The organism is Streptosporangium sp. NPDC049376 (genome assembly GCF_044466505.1).
Classification (GTDB): domain Bacteria; phylum Actinomycetota; class Actinomycetes; order Streptosporangiales; family Streptosporangiaceae; genus Streptosporangium.
Genome location: NZ_JBITMT010000028.1, coordinates 23,763 through 42,372 on the forward strand (window position 1 = coordinate 23,763; position 18,610 = coordinate 42,372).

Annotated in this window: 18 protein-coding genes; 7 read left to right on the forward strand and 11 right to left on the reverse strand. The window is 69.4% G+C overall.

What is annotated here, in order from left to right; genetic code table 11:
* Positions 1-14 precede the first annotated feature (14 nt).
* Positions 15-224 carry a hypothetical protein gene (locus tag ACIBVQ_RS37185; RefSeq protein WP_399183404.1) on the forward strand — a complete coding sequence of 70 codons (210 nt, stop codon included), beginning with the start codon at positions 15-17 and terminating at the stop codon, positions 222-224.
* A 495-nt stretch (positions 225-719) separates the two neighbouring features.
* Here the strand turns inward: ACIBVQ_RS37185 and ACIBVQ_RS37190 are convergent, their stop codons facing one another.
* From ACIBVQ_RS37190 to ACIBVQ_RS37210, 5 genes are all read right to left on the reverse strand, one after another.
* Positions 720-1,589: a universal stress protein gene (locus ACIBVQ_RS37190; protein ID WP_399183406.1), complete on the reverse strand. Its 870-nt coding sequence runs from the start codon at positions 1,587-1,589 to the stop codon at positions 720-722.
* 191 nt (positions 1,590-1,780) lie between these two features.
* Positions 1,781-2,647, reverse strand: coding sequence for a universal stress protein (locus ACIBVQ_RS37195; protein WP_399183408.1), 867 nt, complete (start codon positions 2,645-2,647; stop codon positions 1,781-1,783).
* Between the two features lie 170 nt (positions 2,648-2,817).
* On the reverse strand, positions 2,818-5,283 hold the full coding sequence (locus ACIBVQ_RS37200) for a cation-translocating P-type ATPase (RefSeq protein ID WP_399183410.1): 2,466 nt from the start codon (positions 5,281-5,283) through the stop codon (positions 2,818-2,820).
* Between the two features lie 180 nt (positions 5,284-5,463).
* Complete coding sequence (locus tag ACIBVQ_RS37205) at positions 5,464-6,279, reverse strand: DUF6544 family protein (RefSeq protein WP_399183412.1); 816 nt, start codon at positions 6,277-6,279, stop codon at positions 5,464-5,466.
* The gene (locus ACIBVQ_RS37210; protein ID WP_399183414.1) at positions 6,276-6,662 is read right to left on the reverse strand and encodes a hypothetical protein; all 387 of its coding nucleotides are present in this window, start codon (positions 6,660-6,662) and stop codon (positions 6,276-6,278) included. Before ACIBVQ_RS37210 ends, ACIBVQ_RS37205 begins: the two co-directional genes overlap by 4 nt.
* Before the next feature lie 671 nt (positions 6,663-7,333).
* Between ACIBVQ_RS37210 and ACIBVQ_RS37215 the strand changes: the two genes are divergently transcribed.
* A complete protein-coding gene (locus ACIBVQ_RS37215; RefSeq protein WP_352016293.1) occupies positions 7,334-8,086 on the forward strand; it encodes an NYN domain-containing protein in 753 nt (250 codons plus the stop codon).
* Positions 8,087-8,267: 181 nt separating this feature from the next.
* Here the strand turns inward: ACIBVQ_RS37215 and mppR are convergent, their stop codons facing one another.
* Genes mppR through mppP form a run of 3 tightly spaced genes read right to left on the reverse strand, consistent with a single transcriptional unit; the run spans position 8,268 to position 11,484 of the window.
* A complete protein-coding gene (mppR, locus tag ACIBVQ_RS37220) occupies positions 8,268-9,092 on the reverse strand; it encodes an enduracididine biosynthesis enzyme MppR (protein WP_352016294.1) in 825 nt (274 codons plus the stop codon).
* On the reverse strand, positions 9,089-10,405 hold the full coding sequence (locus tag ACIBVQ_RS37225; RefSeq protein WP_399183416.1) for an aminotransferase class I/II-fold pyridoxal phosphate-dependent enzyme: 1,317 nt from the start codon (positions 10,403-10,405) through the stop codon (positions 9,089-9,091). The genes mppR and ACIBVQ_RS37225 overlap by 4 nt, the downstream gene beginning before the upstream one ends.
* Entirely contained in the window at positions 10,402-11,484 is a 1,083-nt protein-coding gene (gene mppP, locus ACIBVQ_RS37230) for an enduracididine biosynthesis enzyme MppP (protein WP_362912103.1), read from the reverse strand. Before mppP ends, ACIBVQ_RS37225 begins: the two co-directional genes overlap by 4 nt.
* A gap of 263 nt (positions 11,485-11,747) precedes the next feature.
* Between mppP and ACIBVQ_RS37235 the strand changes: the two genes are divergently transcribed.
* Positions 11,748-13,244 (forward strand): glycosyltransferase family 39 protein, encoded by a 1,497-nt coding sequence (locus tag ACIBVQ_RS37235; RefSeq protein WP_399183419.1) that lies wholly within the window; start codon positions 11,748-11,750, stop codon positions 13,242-13,244.
* 5 nt (positions 13,245-13,249) lie between these two features.
* On the opposite strand, the gene ACIBVQ_RS37240 is transcribed toward ACIBVQ_RS37235, so the two are convergent.
* The gene (locus ACIBVQ_RS37240) at positions 13,250-13,432 is read right to left on the reverse strand and encodes a hypothetical protein (protein WP_399183421.1); all 183 of its coding nucleotides are present in this window, start codon (positions 13,430-13,432) and stop codon (positions 13,250-13,252) included.
* A gap of 100 nt (positions 13,433-13,532) precedes the next feature.
* Complete coding sequence (locus ACIBVQ_RS37245) at positions 13,533-13,694, reverse strand: tryptophan 7-halogenase (protein WP_362912099.1); 162 nt, start codon at positions 13,692-13,694, stop codon at positions 13,533-13,535.
* A 468-nt stretch (positions 13,695-14,162) separates the two neighbouring features.
* Here ACIBVQ_RS37245 and ACIBVQ_RS37250 point away from each other — a divergent pair, with 468 nt between their 5' ends.
* From ACIBVQ_RS37250 to ACIBVQ_RS37260, 3 genes are read left to right on the forward strand one after another with little or no spacing between them, the layout of a single operon-like run.
* The gene (locus ACIBVQ_RS37250; RefSeq protein WP_352016299.1) at positions 14,163-15,062 is read left to right on the forward strand and encodes a winged helix-turn-helix domain-containing protein; all 900 of its coding nucleotides are present in this window, start codon (positions 14,163-14,165) and stop codon (positions 15,060-15,062) included.
* Positions 15,063-15,083: 21 nt separating this feature from the next.
* Positions 15,084-15,308 (forward strand): MbtH family protein, encoded by a 225-nt coding sequence (locus tag ACIBVQ_RS37255; protein ID WP_352016300.1) that lies wholly within the window; start codon positions 15,084-15,086, stop codon positions 15,306-15,308.
* Positions 15,309-15,311: 3 nt separating this feature from the next.
* The gene (locus tag ACIBVQ_RS37260) at positions 15,312-16,256 is read left to right on the forward strand and encodes a TauD/TfdA family dioxygenase (protein ID WP_399183424.1); all 945 of its coding nucleotides are present in this window, start codon (positions 15,312-15,314) and stop codon (positions 16,254-16,256) included.
* On the opposite strand, the gene ACIBVQ_RS37265 is transcribed toward ACIBVQ_RS37260, so the two are convergent.
* Positions 16,222-17,244 (reverse strand): hypothetical protein, encoded by a 1,023-nt coding sequence (locus ACIBVQ_RS37265; protein WP_399183426.1) that lies wholly within the window; start codon positions 17,242-17,244, stop codon positions 16,222-16,224. The two genes, ACIBVQ_RS37260 and ACIBVQ_RS37265, sit on opposite strands and share 35 nt — an antisense overlap.
* Positions 17,245-17,578: 334 nt before the next feature.
* Here ACIBVQ_RS37265 and gntD point away from each other — a divergent pair, with 334 nt between their 5' ends.
* Positions 17,579-18,607, forward strand: coding sequence for a guanitoxin biosynthesis L-enduracididine beta-hydroxylase GntD (gene gntD, locus ACIBVQ_RS37270; protein ID WP_399183428.1), 1,029 nt, complete (start codon positions 17,579-17,581; stop codon positions 18,605-18,607).
* The last annotated feature ends 3 nt before the right edge of the window (positions 18,608-18,610 follow it).

An 18,610-nucleotide genomic window follows, 5' to 3' on the forward strand; every position in this document is an offset into this window, starting at 1 on the left:
GCGTTCCCAGCCCAGTGAGCACGGATCACCACCAGTGCCTGTTCCTGGATCGCGAGGACGTGTGGCGCAAGCCGTACTTCGAGTGGACCCAGCGGATCATCGACCAGGAGATGACCCGTCCGCTCAGCGGAGACGCGGTCCTCGTGCTCGTCCCGCCGCTCGGCGTGGATGGTCAGGACGCCGTCGGAGACGGTGATCCCGGCGGTTCGGCTCGCAGGACGTAGCGGTCGTCCTCGACGTAATCCTCGAACTTGATGAGCTGCGCTACGGGCCGCCGCGGGTCTGCGAAGGAAATCTCCAATCAGCCGAACAGCTCAGGGACGAGTCCTCACTTTTCGCGGCGTCGTCGGCTGCCGTGCGCGCGACGGGCGAATCGGCGCCGTCTCGCTCGCATCGTTCGCACGTCTTGCGGATCCGCTCCGCAAAGGGTCTCCAGGATGTCGGAGACAGGACGACGCGGCGTGGCGGGTACGGCCGGGCCGTAACCGAAGCGGATGATCATTTGTGGGTGTTCACGCCGTCCCGAGCCGGTCGGGCCACGTATGTCGCGCAGGCCCGAGGGCCGGTTGAGGAAGAAGACGGACACTCCGTAGACGGTCGTGGTCAGCGGCACCCGCTGGAGTGCCTGGCCGGCGTGCAGCCAGTCGCGCGGATCGCTGGCCAGGGTGCCCAGGATGGCGGGTACGACCGCCTTGCGCCCGCCGTGGACAGAGGCTGCTTCAGAGCGCCTGCCAATGCGGAGGCACCACGGCGACGGGGCAGTGAGCGCGGTGCAGGACACCGTGACTGACCGACCCCAGTACGGCCGAGCGAAGGTTGGCCAGGCCGTGGGAGCCCACCACGACCAGATCCGCGGTACGCGAGGCGTCGGCCAGGACGGGAACCGGATGACTGCAGAGGGTCGACTCCTTCACCCGGACTTCGGGATGCTTGTCGCGCCAGGGCGCAAGGCGCCGACGTGCCGCGCGGGACTCGCTTTCGAACGTCTCGTTCAGCAGGTCGGTGTAGCCAGCGGCGTAGGAGGCGAAGGTCGGCGCCTGCCAGGCGTAGACGACGTGCAGGCGCGCGTCGCGCAGCCGGGCCTGGTCGAAGGCGTACTCCAGTACGGCGTCGTCATGAGCGGCCCCGTCGAAGCCGACGACGATCTTGCCGTACGCGGACTGGATCGTCTGCCGCACCACGACCACGGGGCAGGCCACGTGTCCGGCGACTCCCAGGCCGACCGAGCCGAGGAGCAGGCCGGCGAAACCACCCGTTCCCCGGCTGCCGAGCACGAGTGTGTCGGCGTTCTCCGCCTCGTCTTTCAATCTTTCGATCACGGCGCCGATCACCTGGTTCGTGATCACCTCGATCTGCGGCGCTCGTCGGCCGGCTCGTCCGGCCGCCGCGGTGAGTACCTCGTCGCAGTGCCTGCTCAACGCACCACTGAAGCCGGTGGTGTCACGGAAGGGCAGATCGCTCGCCCACGGTTCGCGTACGCACACGATCTTCAGCGTGGCGCCCTTGCGTGCGGCGTCGTCCGCGGCCCACTCCACCGCCGCGGTGGCGGCCGGGGAGCCGTCGGTCCCGACGATGACCTGTCGATTCATGATCCCCTCCTTCGGGGAGAAGGCGTGCTCACTTCCATCTCCCTCTCGGGAGCGGTGGCGCACGGCCGCCGGACGTCACCGGCCATCTGGCCCTCTGCCCCGTCCGGGACCGTCGGGAGAACGCCGCGCCCGCCGCGCCCGCCGCCGTGTCCTCCGGGTTCGCCGGAGCACAGGCAGGGCGATCTCCCCTGTCAGGCCCGCCGGGACGTCGCCGAGGCGGGGGTCACCACCAGCGGGCAGGCGGCGTGATGCAGCAGCGAGTGGCTCACCGAGCCCAGCAGCAGCCCAGCCAGGTCACCGCGTCCGCGTGAGCCGACGACAAGCAGGTCTGCCCGCGTCGAGGCGTCCCGCAGAACGTCCACCGGGTGCCCGTGCTCCAGGTGCTCGGTGACCTTTACATCCGGATAACGCTCACTCCAGCCCGCCAGCGCCTCGGCCAGCGCCCTCCGTGCCTCCTGCGCGGTCTCCTCCGCGTCCGCCGAGGCGTGAAGTCCACCGCCGGCGGTGGGCCGGCTCCAAGCGTGAACCGCCCGCAGGGCGGCGCCTCGGAAGGAGGCTTCGGCAAAGGCGAATCCAACGGCCTCGGCGCCGGCCGGTGAGCCGTCGACGCCGACGACTACCTCGCCGCACGGCTGCGCGGGCGGACACCGGACGACGGCGACCGGGCAGGCGGTGTGCCCGGCCACGCCCAGCGCGACCGACCCCAGCAGCATGCCCCGGAAACCGCCCAGCCCGTGGCTGCCGACCACCAGTAGCCGCGCGTCGCCTGCGGCCGCGATCAGGGCCGAGCGTGGGTCACCGGGCAGCAGCAGCGATTCCACCTTGACATGGCGTTCTTCCCGACGTGCCCGCTCCAGCCCGTCGGCCAGCACGGACTCGGCGCCGTCACGCATCCACCGGCCCACCTCCGCATGCGGGGCGTCCTCCGTCATCTCCAGAGGCCAGGCCGGCATGACGTGTACGATGCGCAGCTCCTCATTGCGCAGTTCGGCCTCCCGTACGGCCCAGCTCACGGCATCGAGGCCGGCCTGTGAGCCGTCGACTCCCACTACAATCATGACGCTCTCCCTTCCTTGGCTTCATCCCACCGCCGCAGACCGGTTGGGAACACCGGCGAAGGTCCTCTTTCCGGAGGACCTCCGGCTGCCGTGCAGGCGCGCGCCGACCGCCAAGGCCGTTCCCTTCGGTGATCGCCCTCCGATGAGGGACGTGGTGCCGGATTCACCCGTCAAAGGTCGCCGCGTCTCTTCCCATCGAGTGTCCGGGCGAGGTCGCAGAGCAGCGGGGTGAGCAGCGCCGCCGTCAGGGCCATCGCCCATCCGGCAGAGGGCGGCGGCACCAGCGCCAGTGCCGCACCGAGCGGCGGAATGAGGGTGACCAGCGTCTGGAGCAGGCCGGTGGAGACAACCGCGATCAGCAGCGCGCGGCCGTGCCACCAGCCGCGTTCGAAGGTCCATCGGTGAGCCCGTACGACGTAGGCGAGGGTGAGCCGGGCGAAGACCAGGGTCAGGACCGCCTGGGTGCGGACCTGTTCGTCGCTCCAGCCCATCCGGCGCGCGGCCTCGACCGCGGCGATCACGAGCAGGCCCACGATCAGCGATCGCACCGCGACGCGGCCGAGCACGGCCCTCGACAGCAGACCACCACGAGGAGGCCGCAAGGCCAGTGGATCGCCCGACGGCTTGTCGACGCCGAGAGCGATGGCGGGGATGCCGTCGAGCACCAGGTTGATCCAGAGCAGGTGCACGGGAAGCAGCGGGATGATCAGATCCGGCCAGAGAACCAGACCGGTGAGGACCAAGAGGATCTCGGCCAGGTTACCGGTCAGCAGGTAGCCGATCATGGAGGAGACGTTGTGGCGCAGACGCCGCCCCTCGCGCACTCCGGTGACGACGGTGCCGAGTTCACCGTTGGTGACGACCACGGCGGCGGCCTCCCGGGCGACGTCGGTGCCCTCGTCGCCGGCCATCGCCACCCCCACGTCCGCGTGGCGCAGGGCGGGGGCGTCGTTGACTCCGTCACCCGTCATGGTGACGACCTCACCGCCCTCACGCAGCACACGGACCAGCTCCAGCTTGGTGGCCGGATCCACCCGGGCCAGCACGCCCGCCCGGCGCAGCCGTGCGGCCCTGCCGGTGCCGTCGCCGTCGAGGCAGGCGCCGGTGACCACAGGATCGGGGACGATGCCGACCTCCTCGGCCACGGCGCGGGCGGTGTCGCCGTGGTCTCCGGTCACCATCACCACCCGGATTCCGGCCGCCCGGCAGTCGGCCACCGCCTGACGGGCCGAGGGCCTGACCTCATCACGCAGCCCCACCAGGCCCAGCGGACGCAACTCACCCACGTCAAGGTCCGTGGTGTCCGCCTCGGCGAAGGCCAGCACACGCAGTCCCCGGCGGGCGAGGGTCTCCACCTCACCGGCCAGGTGCCTGACCCGTTCATCGTCGGTGCAGCGAGCCAGCACGACCTCCGGTGCGCCCTTCACGGTCAGCAACGGGCCGGTGGTCACCACGGCCATGGACCGGGTGTCCGCGTCGAACGGCCGGGTGGCCAGACGGACGTCCTCGTCGGCGAGCCGTGCCCCGTTTTCCCTGGCGGCCGCCTGAAGCGCGATGTCGACGGCGTCGCCGAGCCCGTCGCGGGCGTCGTTGCAACGCAACGCGGCCCGCCACAGGTCCGCGCCGGGGACCGTCACCTGGTCGACGACCGCGAGCCTGCCCGTGGTGAGCGTTCCGGTCTTGTCGGAGGCGATGACGGTGGTGGCTCCCAGGGCTTCGATCGCCGAGAGCCTGCGGACGATCACCCCCAGTTTCGCCATCCGCTGGGAGCCGAGGGCCAGGGCGGTGGTGACCGCGGCGGCCAGGCTCTCAGGAACCGCGGCGATGGCCAGCGCGACCCCGGCCAGCACGATGTCCAGCAGCGCCGCCTCTCCCCTGCCGACCCTGGTCAGGCCCATCACCACCATGGCCGCGCCTGCGGCCAGGGCCAGCAGGCCCATCCTCCGGGAGGCCTGCGCCAGATCGATCTCCAGCGGCCCCTTGGGACTCCGTCCCCGCAACGCGCCGGCGATGCGGCCGGTCTCGGTCGCGGCGCCGGTCCGTTCCACCACCGCCGTCCCCGAACCGCGTACGACGAGGGTGCCGGAGAACAACTCACCGTCGCGGTCACCGAGCGGGACACCGGAACCGGTCGCGCCGCCGACCCGTTTGGCCGCCGACTGCGACTCCCCCGTCAGTACGGCCTCGTCGACGGCCAGGGAGGTGGCCTCGATCAGGCAGGCGTCGGCGGCCACCCGGTCACCGGCCGCGACCTCGATCACATCGCCGGGCACGATCTCGGTGGCGGGGACGCGCCGGGTGACGCCGCCGCGCCGTACCTTGGCCAGCGGCGTGGTAAGCGAGCGCAGGGCGCGGACCGCCCGGTCGGCCTTGGTCTCCTGGCTGACCCCGATGACCACGTTGACCAGCAGAATCGCCAGGATCGCCACCCCTTCGGGGATCTCGGCCAGGACGAGCAGCGTCACCAACCCGGCGATCAGCAGCAGGATCGACGGCGGGTCGGCCAGCTGTCGTCCCGCGCGGGCGAGGAGCGTGGGGGGATCGGGTTGGGGCAGTTCGTTGGGTCCGTGCTTGTTCAGCGACTGGGCGACCTCGGCCTCATCGAGTCCAGGCGTGACGCCTGCGTCGGTGTGCATGCATCCAGCAGATCATCATGGCTTCGTCCGGAGCGTGAGGCGAAGGACACCGACGATCGGGACCTTCGGCCCCTGAGCACCGTGCGTTGCCGGACGGGCCCGGTTTCCCTGCTGGTGCTCTCCCAGGCGTCGCCGGAACCCTGTGCGGGCCGCCGCACGAGCGCGGTCCACACTCCCGGTTCAGAACCGGTCCTTCTCGGCCCGCTCAGGCGGCCCGTCAACCCGGTCGGTTGTTCCACGACGCTCCGGCGTGATCGGAGCGAGATCGGTGATCCGGTACCGGAAGAACTCCCCTTCGGCCCAGCGGCCGGTGCCGAAGAACCACCCCACTCTTCCCGCGCTGGGGACGGTGACACCGCCGAAGGCGGCCCAGGCCGTGATCTCGCCTCCGAAGGGGTGCCATCCCCAGGATCCGGTGTTGTCCGGGTCTCCCCACCGGTCGAAGACGAACGACCGGATCCGGCCGTCGGCGGTGAGTTCGTAGCAGGTCCGGACCGTCTCACCGTCGACGGAGTGGCTGACGCCGATGTGCGTGTCGTCGTCGGCCCACCATGTCGCCCCGAAACGGGGCAGCAGCGCCGTCGGCGCCCAGCACGCCTCCGCCCCCGCCCGCTGCGCGGCCGAACGGGACACATCGCCTCCCTCGGCGTGGACCAGGGGAACCAGACCGGCCACCTTCCAGTCCATGCCGCCGTGTCCTGCGGCGTAGTGGTCCGAGCCGGTGATGAGGGCGGCGACGCGTGCCGTCCACACGAAACCTCGGTGCGGGGCGAGTATCTGACGGGCCCGGAACGGCAGCCACCTTCTGATCTTGATGCTGCCCCGCATGCGCAGGCGGACGGCCATCGCCAGAGGCGTGCCCGGTGCGATGGCACCCACGAGGTGCCTGCGTACCGGCGCGGGTAGTTCCGCGACCTCGGCCGCGGTGAAAGCCGCAGGGGCGGGCAGCCGTGTCAGGAGTGCCGCTTCGAGGTGTGACCGCTGCGTTCTGTTCATGCCGTCTCCCCGTCACGCCTCACAAGCAGGAAGGCCAACAGTGTTCCCGTAAGGACGACCACGTCCACGACGACGCCCGCGCCGGCCTGGGAGAGATCGGCCAGCAGGATCGGCAGCGACAGGGCCGTGGCCGCGAGCACGGTAGGCGCCCAGGCAGGACGCCCCACCGCCAGCAGTACGGCGGCGCAGCAGAACAGCGCGGCCGCGCCGAGCCACACCACCCCCACCAGCCGGCCTCCGGCCGTTCCGGGATCCGGCACCATCCGCCCGTAGGTAAGCTCGCCCACCTCGGCGATCCTCCACAGCAGCAGGAACCCGGCGATGTGGATGACACCGTGGACGAACAGGACGGCTCCTCCTCCGATACGCAGCCACGTGCGCACGCCGCGCCGCGTCGTCGGCAGCCCACGCGACCGCGGCCCGCGAGGAGATGAGTCGTCCGCACCTGCCACTAAATGTGCTGACATGTCCTCCTCCTTGGTTCTCGCTTCCATCTGATCGTGCGGTGACGTTTCGCGCAGTGGCCGAAGGGCCTGACCGTCTGGGACTTCCGGCTCCCGCCGTTCCCCCTTCCGCCGGTGGGATAGAGGAGACGGCGAGCGGGCCGCAGGAGCGGAAACCACTCCCCCTCTCACCGGGAGGATCTCGATGATCGAACACGTGACGACCCCGGGCGACCCGGGTCGCCGGATGAGCAGAAGGCGTGAGGACCTGGGCCTGACCCGTGAGCGGTTGGCCGGCCAGGCGGAATCGACCCGCTCTACCTGGCATACCTGTCACCTGGGCGGTCAAGCTCCGGCCAGTCGAGGCGTGGCCGAGGGCAGGGCAAGCAGCCTAAACTCCCGTTGTCGGCGCGGTGCTCCGCCCGCCATCGCTCCATTGACGGTGAGATGTTCGAGGCAGAGCTCGCCAAGGAGTACCGGTGAGCCGCTCGACGCTCCATCGCATTGTTCGCGCTGCGCCTGAGCGGGGAAGCAGGCGCGTTGCCTGCCCAGGACGCTGCGTCGCTTTGTTTCCGTCCTCTGTTCGCTGATCTGGAGAAGTACTTGTGACCATGGAAAACCCCGGAGGGGTCACCGCGAAGCTGGCGGTCCTGATCGATGCGGACAACGCCACGCCCACGGTGATCGAGGAGCTGCTGGCTGAGGTCGCCAGGTATGGGACCGCCCACGTCAAGCGTGCCTACGGCGATTGGACGGATCCGCGTCTCAAGGGCTGGAAGGATCGGCTGCTCGCCCAGTCGATTCAGCCCATGCAGCAGTTCGCCTACACCACCGGCAAGAACGCCACCGACGCCGCGATGGTCATCGATGCGATGGACCTGCTGTACACGGGCCGCTTCGACGGGTTCTGCATCGTTTCCTCCGACAGTGACTTCACCCGTCTGGCCGCCCGTATTCGCGAGTCCGGGCTGACCGTGTACGGGTTCGGGGAACGCAAGACGTCCAAGCCGTTCGTCGCGGCCTGCGACAAGTTCATCTACATCGAGAACCTGCGCCCCGGTGCCCGGGCCAGGCCCGTCTCGTCGGCCCCGCCGAGGGGCCTGTCCGACGACGCCGACCTGATCAACCTGCTACGCCGTGCCGTGGAGGCCGCCTCCGACGACGAGGGCTGGGCGAACCTTGCGAGCGTCGGCCACATCGTCACCAAGCAACGCCCTGACTTCGACCCCCGCAACTACGGCTATCCCAAGTTCAGCGACCTGTTCGCCGCCACGGACGCGTTCCAGGTGGAGCGTCGCATGCCCGGCGGTGGAAAGACCGCGGTTGTCTACGCTCGCGACAAGGCCCGGACCGATGCCCTGTAGACGGCGCAACGGACGCCGCTGAATGGTCGCGGTCACACCATCACACCCACTCGGAAACGCCTCTACTCGGCGTCAGGCCTCACCGCTTACGCCCTCAGCAGCGGTGCCTTCCCACAAGAGATCAACTCAGCGGGTTGATTGTCTGCAATCGATGGGCGTCCTGCCTTTCGTGCGTCGCGGTCTACGCGGTTTCCAATGGCTTGCCATGGTGAAGCGTCTCGGCGTACGAGAACACGTAGCCGTTGCCCACCTCGACCGGCGCCAGGGCGGCGAGGTCGGAGGAGGCGACGTCGGGGAAGCTCAGTGTGGCCCGGCCCGTCCACAGCTCGGAGAACTCCACACCGCTCACCTCCGACACGACGAGCTGTGACAGCGGCTCCTCCGACGGGAGCCACGCGGGGAAGAACCTGGTGTGCACCAGTGGGACGGTGTGCAGGAGCGGCGGCTCCGCGGCCGTCGACTCCACCGTCACGCTCGCCTCGGCGACCCGCCTGCCGCCGGAGGACAGCGTGGCGTCGAACCGCCCACCGGGCGCGAGCCTTGGTCCTGCGCGCCCCACTCGTACCGGCCGGATCTGGTGGACCTCGCCGAACTGCTTCGGCATGCCCTGGATCCACCCGCGTACGAGCGGCACCGCCTTGTCGACCCACGCGTACGGGCAGCGTGCCAGCCTGCGGCCCCGGTAGGCGCAGGCTATGAGGATCAGGAACTCGGTGAAGCCGCATCGGCCAGGGTCGGCCAGCTCCGCGCCGTCGTCCGAGCACCACTGCCACTCGGCGAACACCGCGGCCGCCGCGCCTGGATCCGGGCCCAGCGTCAATTCCGGCGGGAGGAAGCCCGCCGCCGCGTCCGGGTCCACACGGTAGTCGACCATGATCACGTCTCCGGAGAAGTGCCATGGGGGCTTTGTGATCATGGAGGAACGGCCGGAGGGCGACAGCGGGAGCGTGTATCCGTGCGGCTCTCCTGTCCGCAGGGCGGGCGGGGCGGGGGGTGAGGTGGTCATCGTCCTGGTCCTCTCTTGCCGGGGATGACGTTCCAGACACCGGCCAGGCGCTCGACGGCGCGGGCCAGCCGGCCGGGGTCGTTGAGGCTGTAGGCGAGTCGTACGGCGGACACGGGGTTGCCGCCGTCGTGGCCGAGATCGCCGGGGCCCCGGTCGCCGTTGTGGCCGTCCGGGCGCCGTGCTGGGCGTCGCCCGGGGCCGAAGCGGGAGCCTGCGGCCACGTACACGTCCGCCTGTTCCGCGGCGGTCATCAAGGCGTGTTCGGGGTGGTGCGAGCGCAGCCACACGAAGAAGCCTCCTGCCGGGCGGTCCAGCAGGAAGGCGTCGTTCAGATGGGCGGTGAGCGCGTCCACCAGGGTGTCGCGGCGCTCGCGGAGCCGGTCACGCAGCCAGGTGAGATGGCGGTCGTAGTGCCCTTCTTCCATGAGGGTCGCGACGGCGAGCGAGGCGGTGTGGTTCGGGCAGCCGCCGCTCCTGAACACGCCGTGCCCGGCGAGCCGGTCCACGAGCTCGGGAGCGGCGACCAGCCAGCCGAGGCGGAGGCCGGGGGCGAGGCTCTTGGAGAAGGTGAGCAGCCGGATCACCCCCCGGTGCCGGGCGAGGCTCGCCATCGGGGGCGGCGTGTCCTGGACATCGGAATCGGGCCCCGGCTCCATGTCCAGGGCCTGGTTCAGGAGGAGGTCGGCGTAGGCGTCGTCCTCGACGATCAGGGTTTGGTGGTTCCGGGCCACGTCCAGGAGCGCGTGGCGGCGTTCCAGGGGGACGACCAGGCCGGTCGGGTTGTGGAAGGTGGGGTTGAGGTAGATGAAGGCGACGCGCCCGCGGGTCTCCGCGAGGGCGGCGGCCAGGGCGTACGGGCTCATCCCGTACTCGTCCCCGGCGACCTCGTATGCGCGCAGCCCGCAGTCGGCGAGGATGAGCCGCCCCAGGTCGTAGCAGGACTCGTCCACCAGGACGACGTCGCCGGGGGCGGCCAGGGTGGTGGCGATCAGGTGGAGCGCGTGCGAGGTTCCGGCCGTGACCAGGACGTTCGCGGGATCGCACGGCACGCCGTCCCGCTCACGTACGCGGGCGGCGAGCCGGGTGCGCAGCGGGAGAGCTCCGCGGTCGTCGCCGTAGGCCAGCGCCGCGGAGCCGTAGACCGCCAGGGAGCCTGCGTACGACGCGGCGAGCAGGTCGGCCGGAAGCAGGCCGGGGTCGAGATAACCGGGACCGAGGTCGATCACATGGGGCGGGGCGACCGACTGGACGACCCCTTCCCACCACTGCCGTGTGTGGGAGAGCGGGCCGGCGACCTGTACGTACGGCGTCATGTGGCGGCGAGTACGTGACGCAGCGCGCGTGTGGCCTCGCTGAGCGGGCCTGCGGAGCGGGCGAGGGCGATCCTCAGCATGCTGTCGCCCTCGGCGGGGTTGGCCCAGTGGAACTTCTGGCAGGGCAGGACGTACACGTTCTGGTCGCTCAGCGCGGACCACACGTCCAGAGCGGAGCGGTCGCCGACGTGCACGCGTTCGACGCTGGCCCGGCTGTCGAGGTCGGGGAAGCCGACGCCGGGCAGGTGGGAGAGCTCCTGCCGTACGTGGGCGCGGTTGCCCGCGATGAAGCGGTGCAGGTCGGCGAGGCCGCCGTCGGCGGCGTCCTCGGCGAAGCGCTGCACCAGGGCCAGGACCAGCGGCGACGCGCCGAGCAGGATGTCGGAGTAGATCTTCGGGATGGGCAGGCCCAGCTCGGCGGAGAACACCAGCCAGCCGATCTTCAGTTCGAGTGTGGGCCACAGTTTGCCGGTGTCCTCGATGACGACCCAGCGGCACCCGCTGTCCTCCAGCACCCGGTAGTGGTCGTAGTGTCCGCGCGGGTCGAAGCCGCGGAAGGACGTGTCGAGCGCCAGCACCACGTTATGCCGGGCGCACTGCGCGGCGAGCGCGCGTAACCGTTCCTCTGTCAGCACGCGTCCTGTCGGGTTGTTGGGGGTGGTGACGAAGACGCAACGTACGGAGTTCAGCAGGTCGTGATCCAGGTCGCCCTCGTGCAGGCGGTCCTCCTCCAGCGGGACGAGCCGCAGTCCCACGCCGCGAAGGATGTCGGGGATGTTGTCGAAGGTCGGGTGGATCAGCGCGACGGGGCCGCCCTCCCTGACCATTGCCCTGGCGAAGATCTCCATGGCCACGGAGGAGGAATAACAGGCCAGCACGCGGCCGTCGCCGCCCGGGTGACTGTGCTGGCCGAGCAGGCCCAGGTATGCGCGGCAGGCGTCCAGCTCCACCACCTCCGGAGGACTGGCCGCGGTCTTGGCGAAGAGGTTCGGCAGGTCGTCGATGATACGGGCCTGGCCGGGGGTGAGCGCCTGCCTCGCATGGCCGTCGGCCATGTTCAGCCGACTGTTCAACGCCATGAATTCGAATTCGGTGAGATTTCTGGTGGCGGTGTCGGGGAGGGACGCCGTCGCCTGGATTTCCTGCATGACTTTCACCTCACAGTGGGTGTGCCGACAACTTTCACGAGACGCGGAATATGCGGACGACTTTGTTTGCTCCGATGCCGCGCCCGACGGTCTGCGTTTTTCGTTCAGGAGTCAATTACGTTGCCGTTTCTCTTGGGCGGTGAGAGTCTGCCGCCAGCGGATACTCCTTCGGACGGCACGGAAGGACGATGGCGATGGACACCGCGACAGCCGCTGTGGCGGCGAAAAAAGAGGCCGCTTCGCCGAGATCGGCGAAGGTCTGGACCGGGATCGTTTCCGGCGCCGTCGCCGTGCTTTTGCTGGCGTACGCCGGAGGGCCCGGCTATTACGTCGACGAACTCTATTTCCGGGTGGCGGGAGAGCATCTCGCCTGGGGTTACGCCGACCAGCCGCTGCTCGTCCCGCTGCTCTCCTGGGCGCAGATCGCGCTGTTCGGTGACTCGCTGACCGCGATCCGCGTCGTGCCCGCCGTACTGGGCGGTGTGGCGGTGTTCGTCGCGGGGCTGACCGCCAGGGAACTCGGGGCGGGACGCCGGGGGCAGGTGCTGGCCGCCTGCGCGGCGGCCGCGTCGCTGGCCACACTCGCGGCCGGGCACGTCCTGCATCCCACCGCCGTCGACCACCTGGTGTGGGTCACGGCCTGCTGGCTGGTGATCAGGATCATCCGTACCGGCGACCAGCGGCTCTGGCTCGCGGCGGGTGCCGTGGCCGGGGTCGGGCTGCTGGCCAAGTACCTGGTGGTACTGCTCGCCGTCGGGCTGGCGGCCGGGCTGCTGATCGCCGGGCCGAGGCGGATCCTGCTGAGCCGCTGGGCGGCGGGCGGTACCGCGCTCGCGCTGCTCATCGGGGCTCCAGGGCTGGTGTGGCAGGCGGTGAACGGCTGGCCGCAGCTCACCATGGCCGGCGTGCTCACCTCCGGTGACAGCGGCGTGGTCGACTTCCTGGTGGGGCAGGTGCTGATGATCGGGCCGTTCCTGGCGCCGGTCTGGGTCGCCGGGCTGGTGGCGCTGCTGCGGCGGGCGGAGTGGCGGTCGTACCGGCTGGTCGCGGTGGCCTACCTGGTCATGGTGCCGGTGCTGATGCTGCTCGGGGCCGAACCCCGCTACACCGAGGGCCTGCTGTCGGTGCTGCTGACCGCCGGGTGCGTGCGCGCGGCGACGCCCGCCCGCCGCCTGTGGCTGGGCGTCGCCGCGGTGGTCAACGGGGTGCTCGCCGCACTGATGGTGCTGCCGGTCCTCCCCGTCTCCATGTACACGGCCAACCCCGTGCTCGCCGCGCTCGGTGAGGAGCAGTTCGGCCAGACCGGCTGGCCGAGCCTGGCCGCGCAGGTCGCCGCCGTCCACCGGGCGCTGCCCGAATCCGAGCGGCGGCGTGCCGTCGTGTACGCGCAGAACTACGGCGAGGCCGGGGCGCTCGACCGGTACGGTCCGGCGTACGGGCTGCCGCCGGTCTACAGCGGCCACAACTCCTACGCCGGCTTCGGCCGTCCGGCGGACGCCAAGGACGTCGTCATCGCGGTGGGCGTGGACCGGGCGGCGTTCTCGGCGCTGTTCGAGCGGTGCGAGGTGCGCGGGCGGCTGACGTTCGACGTCCCGCACTTCGAGGAGGGCAAGGAACTGCTGGTGTGCGTCGGGCCCCGCAGGCCGTGGTCCTCGATGTGGGACGGGCTGCGGTGGACGGGGACGTTCTGACCGGGTCATGACGGCTCGGCCCTTCGCCGGGACGAACAGGACGAGCGGGACGAGCAGGCACGCGGGCCGTGCGGCGCCGCGAGGATGGCCACGCCACCGGGGAAGCCGGGCATCAGCGCGCGGGACCGGTGGGTGCCGGCCGCGAGCGGCGCCGTCGAGAACGCCTGCGCCAAGGGGAGATCGGTCATCGCGGGCCTCCGTCATGCGGGACGAGCTCCGGGTTCGTACGGGATATCCCGGCGGACCGCCGGCCGGGCGCGCAGGACGGGCCGGTCAGGGCCGTGATCATCAAGAAGGACTCGACGGCGGGTGGACGACGTGGCCGATGGCCGGGACATGCCTCGTTTCGACGAGGGTGACGCCGTCGCGGTCGCCGGAGGCCACCGCGAGATATGACGCGGTCATCCGGCCCGACGTACCGCCCCCGGCGATGACGACTTTTCTGACCATTCTGCTGCCCTTGTCCGTGCGTAAGATAAGTGAGCGCCGAAAAAACAGGAAACAGCGATTGGCGAGGCGCCCTTTTCAAGGGTGCATGATGCGCCGCGGGGATTCCAGCTCATTGACGCGGTAGCTAAATAGGGCGGTCAGACGGGTCTTCACGCCTGCGGCGCGGACGGTGAGCCGCCGTACGCCGGCCATGTCGCGCGGCTCATGGCGGCTGTATCGGCTCAGTTGGATGGTGATTCGATTCTGAACCCAACCGCAATTGACTCTTCAACGGACGCTGAGTTAGCTTGGGCATGACAGGGGGCTTCGCTACCCGGCGACCTCGGCAACGGCCGGGAGCTGTCCAAACAAACGCGCGTCCCGCGGTCGTTGTGCGTGCTATTTCCGCAGCTCGCGCGCGTCCTGCAGCATCGCGTACGGCAGCGCCCCACCATCATGGCCAAAATCTGCTGAGAAATGGGAGCCGCCGTGCTGCGGATTCATTTCACGGTCGAGGACTTGGCGCGGCTGCGCATGGCGGCGACGCTCGGCCCGGTGACCGAGAGCGTCTTCGCTCTCGACCTGTTCGGGCGCGGCGGTGCCGTGCCCGGCGAATGGCGCAAGGGAGTGCGCGAACGCATGAACGGCGAGGCCGCTCACGTGGAACGGCTGGCCAGAGAACGCCGCCCGGTCGAGGAACTGCTCGACGTGGTGACACACACCCGGTCCGACAGCCAGGCGATCTCGGCGGTGCTCGCGTTCTGCCAGGCCGCGGTCCTGCCCTACTGGGGCCGGGTACGCGGTTACCTGGAACTGGAACGCGAGACGTTCGGGCGCATCACCATCACCAACGGTGTGGAGTGCCTGCTCGACACCCTGCACCCCAAGCTCATGTGGAACCCCCCGGTGCTGGAGGTGCCGCACGACACCGACAGGGACGTGCATCTCGACGGGCGTGGCCTGCTGCTGAGCCCGTCGTTCTTCCTCCAGGTCAAGCACTGCCTGTTCCTGGACAGGGAACAGGAGACCGGCCTGCCGGCCCTGGTCGTGTCGGTCCCGTGGACTCCCGGTGTGCTGACCGAACTCGTCGCCGAGCCCATGACCGCCGACGAAGCGCTCGGCGCGCTGGTCGGGCACACCAGGGCGGCGGCCATGCAGGCACTCACCAACAGTTGCACCACCGGCGTGCTCTCCGAACGGCTCGGCATCTCGCTGGCCGGCGCGAGCAAACACGCCGCGGTGCTGCGCAAGGCGGGACTCATCACCACCGCGCGCAACCGCAACACGGCCCTGCACACCCTCACGTCCCTGGGTGTGGCGCTGCTGCGCGGCGACTGGCCTCGCCTCCCGGCGCAACTGCAAAACCCCGCGAGCTTCCAACGCAGCTGAAACCCCCCGCGAGGAGGAACAGTGAGCAACAATCCCTTCGAGAACCCGGACGGCACCTACCACGTGCTCGTCAACGACGAGGGCCAGCACTCGCTCTGGCCGTCCTTCGCCGACGTGCCCAGCGGCTGGAACGTCGTGCTGAGCGACACCGACCGGCAAAGCGCGCTCGACTACGTCAATTCCAACTGGATCGACATGCGGCCGAACAGCCTCGTCGCCGCGATGAACGACCCGGCGCAGAAATAGATCATGCTACCGCTGATCGTCCAGGGCGCGGGCGAGCCGGTCTCCGCGTGGATCACGCGGAACGTGCGGGAGATCCGCGACAACCTGCTGGTGAACGGAGCGCTTCTGTTCCGCGGGTTCGACGTCGGTGGCGTCGAGGGCTTCGACGAGGCCGTACGCGCGATGTCGGGCACGCCTCTGGCCTACACGGAGAGATCGTCACCCCGCAGCGTGATCAAGGGCAACGTCTACACCTCGACCGACTATCCGCCCGACGAAGAGATCTTCCTTCACAACGAGAACTCCTACCAGGCCGTGTGGCCCATGGTGTTGTTCTTCCACTGCCTCCAGCCACCCGCCTCGCTGGGCGCGACACCGCTGGCCTCCACCCGTGAGGTGTACGCATCGCTCGACCCCTCGGTGCGCGAGGAGTTCGAGCGGCGCGGCTGGATGGTGGTGCGCAACTATGACGACGACTTCGGCATGCCGTGGCGGGAGGCGTTCAACACCTGCGACCGCGACGAGGTGACCGCGTACTGCAGGCGCAACGGTGTGCGGGCGGAGTGGCTCGACGGCGGCGCGTTGCGCACCAGCGCCGTACGCGACGCCGTGCACCGGCATCCGGTGACGGGCGAGTCCGTCTGGTTCAACCACGCGACGTTCTTCCACGTCACGACGTTGCCGGAGAGCGTACGCGAGGGGCTGCTTGAGGTGTGCGGCGAGGAGAGGTTGCCGAGCAACACCTACTACGGTGACGGCGGCCCCATCCCCGACGAGATCATGGATCATCTGCGCAAGTGCTACCGGGCCGCGTCCCGCCGTTTCGACTACGAACCGGACGACCTGCTGGTCATCGACAACATGCTGACCTCGCACGGGCGCGAGCCCTACGCGGGGAGGCGGAGGATCGCGGTGGCCATGGCCGAGCCATCGTCTAGCCTGGCCGGTTCTCCGGCTCCTGGTACCTGAGCTGCCTGATCCTGGCGGAGATCACCAGCAGGACCAGCAGGTCGGCGAGCAGGCCCGGCACCGCGGAGAACTGGTTCACGATGAATGCGAACACCTGGCCGAACAGGATGTCGGCCAGGATCGCCAGGTTGAGGATCTGGAAGGCGGTCAGGCGGTCGTGCCGCGAGAATCCCAGCATGGCGGCCCCGACCAGGCACAGCACCACTGTGACCGCGGCGGAGGTGGCCAGCCCGATCACCGCTCCCCGCTCGGGCTCGCCCATGAGGGTGGGGCGGTCGTAGGAGTTCTCCAGTACCAGGCCCACGAGTGGGAGCGGTGCGCGTACGACGAGGTAGGCCACCGCGACCACGACCATCGCGGGGTGGCGGATCAGCCGTTCCAACCAGGCCGCCGCGCCGCTCGCCCACAACCGCACGCGGCCCACCGCCTCCTTGGGCGGCACCATGCCGAGCAGGCGGACGGTGGCGGCGTCCAGCGGATCGCCGGAGTCCTGCACCAGGCGGATCGCGTTGCGCCGCTGCTCCGCCGTCAGCCCGGAGATCGTGCCGGCGAGGGCGGTGTTCATGGCGTTCGCCGTACGCTCGGTGCCGGTGTAGGCGGTGCGGGCCTTGAGCCACTGGGCCAGCATCACCAGCGCCGCGAACGTCACATAGATGATCCCCGCGGCGGGCCGGTAGAAGTAGTCGTTGCTCGTGGTCACGAACTTGCCCACCTCATCGGCAAACGTGCCGAACCCCGCCCCGCCGAGCAGCGCCGCCCCCATGCGCGCCCCCTGGCCGAGGAAGGTGAGGGTGACGACCAGCCCGGTCGCCATCAGCAGGCCGCCCCACAGCACGTGCGCGACGTGCAGGTCGCCGCCGCCGAGCCGCGGGTAGCCGGTGCTCGCCAGATAGGTGCGGATGAGCAGCACCGCGCTGATGCCCGCGATGGCGAAGACCTGAAGATGGGTCGCCGCACTGGTGACACGGGCCAATCCTGATCGGCGCACCGATGGACCTCCTTCATGGCGGTGAGATCATCAGTACCTTTTCCTGGGCCTTTTCCATGACGCGGACGCCGCGGGCGGCGCCGACGACGAATTTTTCACCTGAGCCGCCGGACCGGAAATCAGCCGTATCGCGCAAAGGTCCCGCAGCCGACCGGCACGCGCTCGTGCAATGGGCTCGCGCATGCAATTCCTTTGAGTCACGCTATCACACGTCACGGTGACTGCGCTGTTTCACCCCTGGCTCAAACACATTGAACAGCGCGACCACATCCTTGATTCTTGACCACGAGATGTGCTGAGCAACCACGACCGTTGTCAGCGAAGGGAGTGACTTGTGTCAACATTCGAGCTACGCCCGGACGAGGCGGCCGCGATCCTCGATCTGGCGAGCGAACTGGCCCTGCGGCACCCGAGCGTGGAATCAGCGGAATTCCAGGACGTGAGCCGTACCCATGTCGATGAGTTACCGCGCCGACTGCGGGCGGCACTGTACGATTTCCGGCTCTCCGAACCTTCGGGAATCCTCGTGCTGTCCGGTCTCCCCGTCGACGACGACGCAATCGGCCCGACCCCACCCGACTGGCGCAACCAGCCGGAACCGTCATCCACGCTGGTACTGGACATAGCGTTCTTCCTGGTGGCGAGCCTGCTCGGGGATCCGATCGCGTGGGCCACGCAACAGGGCGGGCGCATTATGCACGACGTTTTCCCGATCAAGGGATTCGAGTACGAGCAGATCGGGTGGAGCAGCGAGGAAACGCTCGTCTGGCACACTGAGGACGCTTTCCATCCACTTCGCACCGACTATCTCGGGCTCATGTGCCTGCGCAATCACGATCGTGTGGAAACGACATATGCCGACGTCGGTGACCTGCGCTTCGACGAAGCCACGGAAACCTTGCTCCGTGAGTCTCGCTTTCGCATTCTTCCCGACGATTCGCACCGCCCTGGCAATCGCGTCACAGCACACGACGACGATCCCAGGACCGCTGCCCTGCGGGAACGCGGTTACCGACGCGTCGAGAGCGCGCTGAACGATCCCGAGCCCGGCCCCGTGCTTTTCGGCGCGCCCGACGACCCCTATCTTCGCGCCGATCCCTCGTATATGGCAGGAACACAGGACGAGGCTGATGAGAAAGCACTCGCCGCGCTCGTCTCCGCCGTCGAGGCAGCCATGACAGGAGTCGTTCTCCAGCCTGGCGACATCTGCATCATCGACAATTTCAAGGCCGTGCACGGGCGCAAGCCGTTCCGCGCCAGGTTCGACGGAACCGACCGATGGCTGCGCCGCCTGAACGTCGCCAGGGACCTGCGTAAGTCTCGTGAGTTCCGGCTGGACGCGCGTTCCCGCGTCATCTACTGACCA

What these genes read in the sequence shown, in the direction of transcription:
- ACIBVQ_RS37215 (WP_352016293.1), top strand. Translation starts at nt 7,334, where the DNA reads ATGGAAAACCCCGGAGGGGTCACCGCGAAGCTGGCGGTCCTGATCGAT.
- ACIBVQ_RS37240 (WP_399183421.1), bottom strand. Translation starts at nt 13,432, where the DNA reads ATGACCGATCTCCCCTTGGCGCAGGCGTTCTCGACGGCGCCGCTCGCG.
- ACIBVQ_RS37205 (WP_399183412.1), bottom strand. Translation starts at nt 6,279, where the DNA reads ATGAACAGAACGCAGCGGTCACACCTCGAAGCGGCACTCCTGACACGG.
- ACIBVQ_RS37190 (WP_399183406.1), bottom strand. Translation starts at nt 1,589, where the DNA reads ATGAATCGACAGGTCATCGTCGGGACCGACGGCTCCCCGGCCGCCACC.
- ACIBVQ_RS37245 (WP_362912099.1), bottom strand. Translation starts at nt 13,694, where the DNA reads ATGGTCAGAAAAGTCGTCATCGCCGGGGGCGGTACGTCGGGCCGGATG.
- ACIBVQ_RS37195 (WP_399183408.1), bottom strand. Translation starts at nt 2,647, where the DNA reads ATGATTGTAGTGGGAGTCGACGGCTCACAGGCCGGCCTCGATGCCGTG.
- ACIBVQ_RS37260 (WP_399183424.1), top strand. Translation starts at nt 15,312, where the DNA reads ATGCTACCGCTGATCGTCCAGGGCGCGGGCGAGCCGGTCTCCGCGTGG.
- ACIBVQ_RS37200 (WP_399183410.1), bottom strand. Translation starts at nt 5,283, where the DNA reads ATGCACACCGACGCAGGCGTCACGCCTGGACTCGATGAGGCCGAGGTC.
- ACIBVQ_RS37235 (WP_399183419.1), top strand. Translation starts at nt 11,748, where the DNA reads ATGGACACCGCGACAGCCGCTGTGGCGGCGAAAAAAGAGGCCGCTTCG.
- ACIBVQ_RS37225 (WP_399183416.1), bottom strand. Translation starts at nt 10,405, where the DNA reads ATGACGCCGTACGTACAGGTCGCCGGCCCGCTCTCCCACACACGGCAG.
- mppP (WP_362912103.1), bottom strand. Translation starts at nt 11,484, where the DNA reads ATGGCGTTGAACAGTCGGCTGAACATGGCCGACGGCCATGCGAGGCAG.
- mppR (WP_352016294.1), bottom strand. Translation starts at nt 9,092, where the DNA reads ATGACCACCTCACCCCCCGCCCCGCCCGCCCTGCGGACAGGAGAGCCG.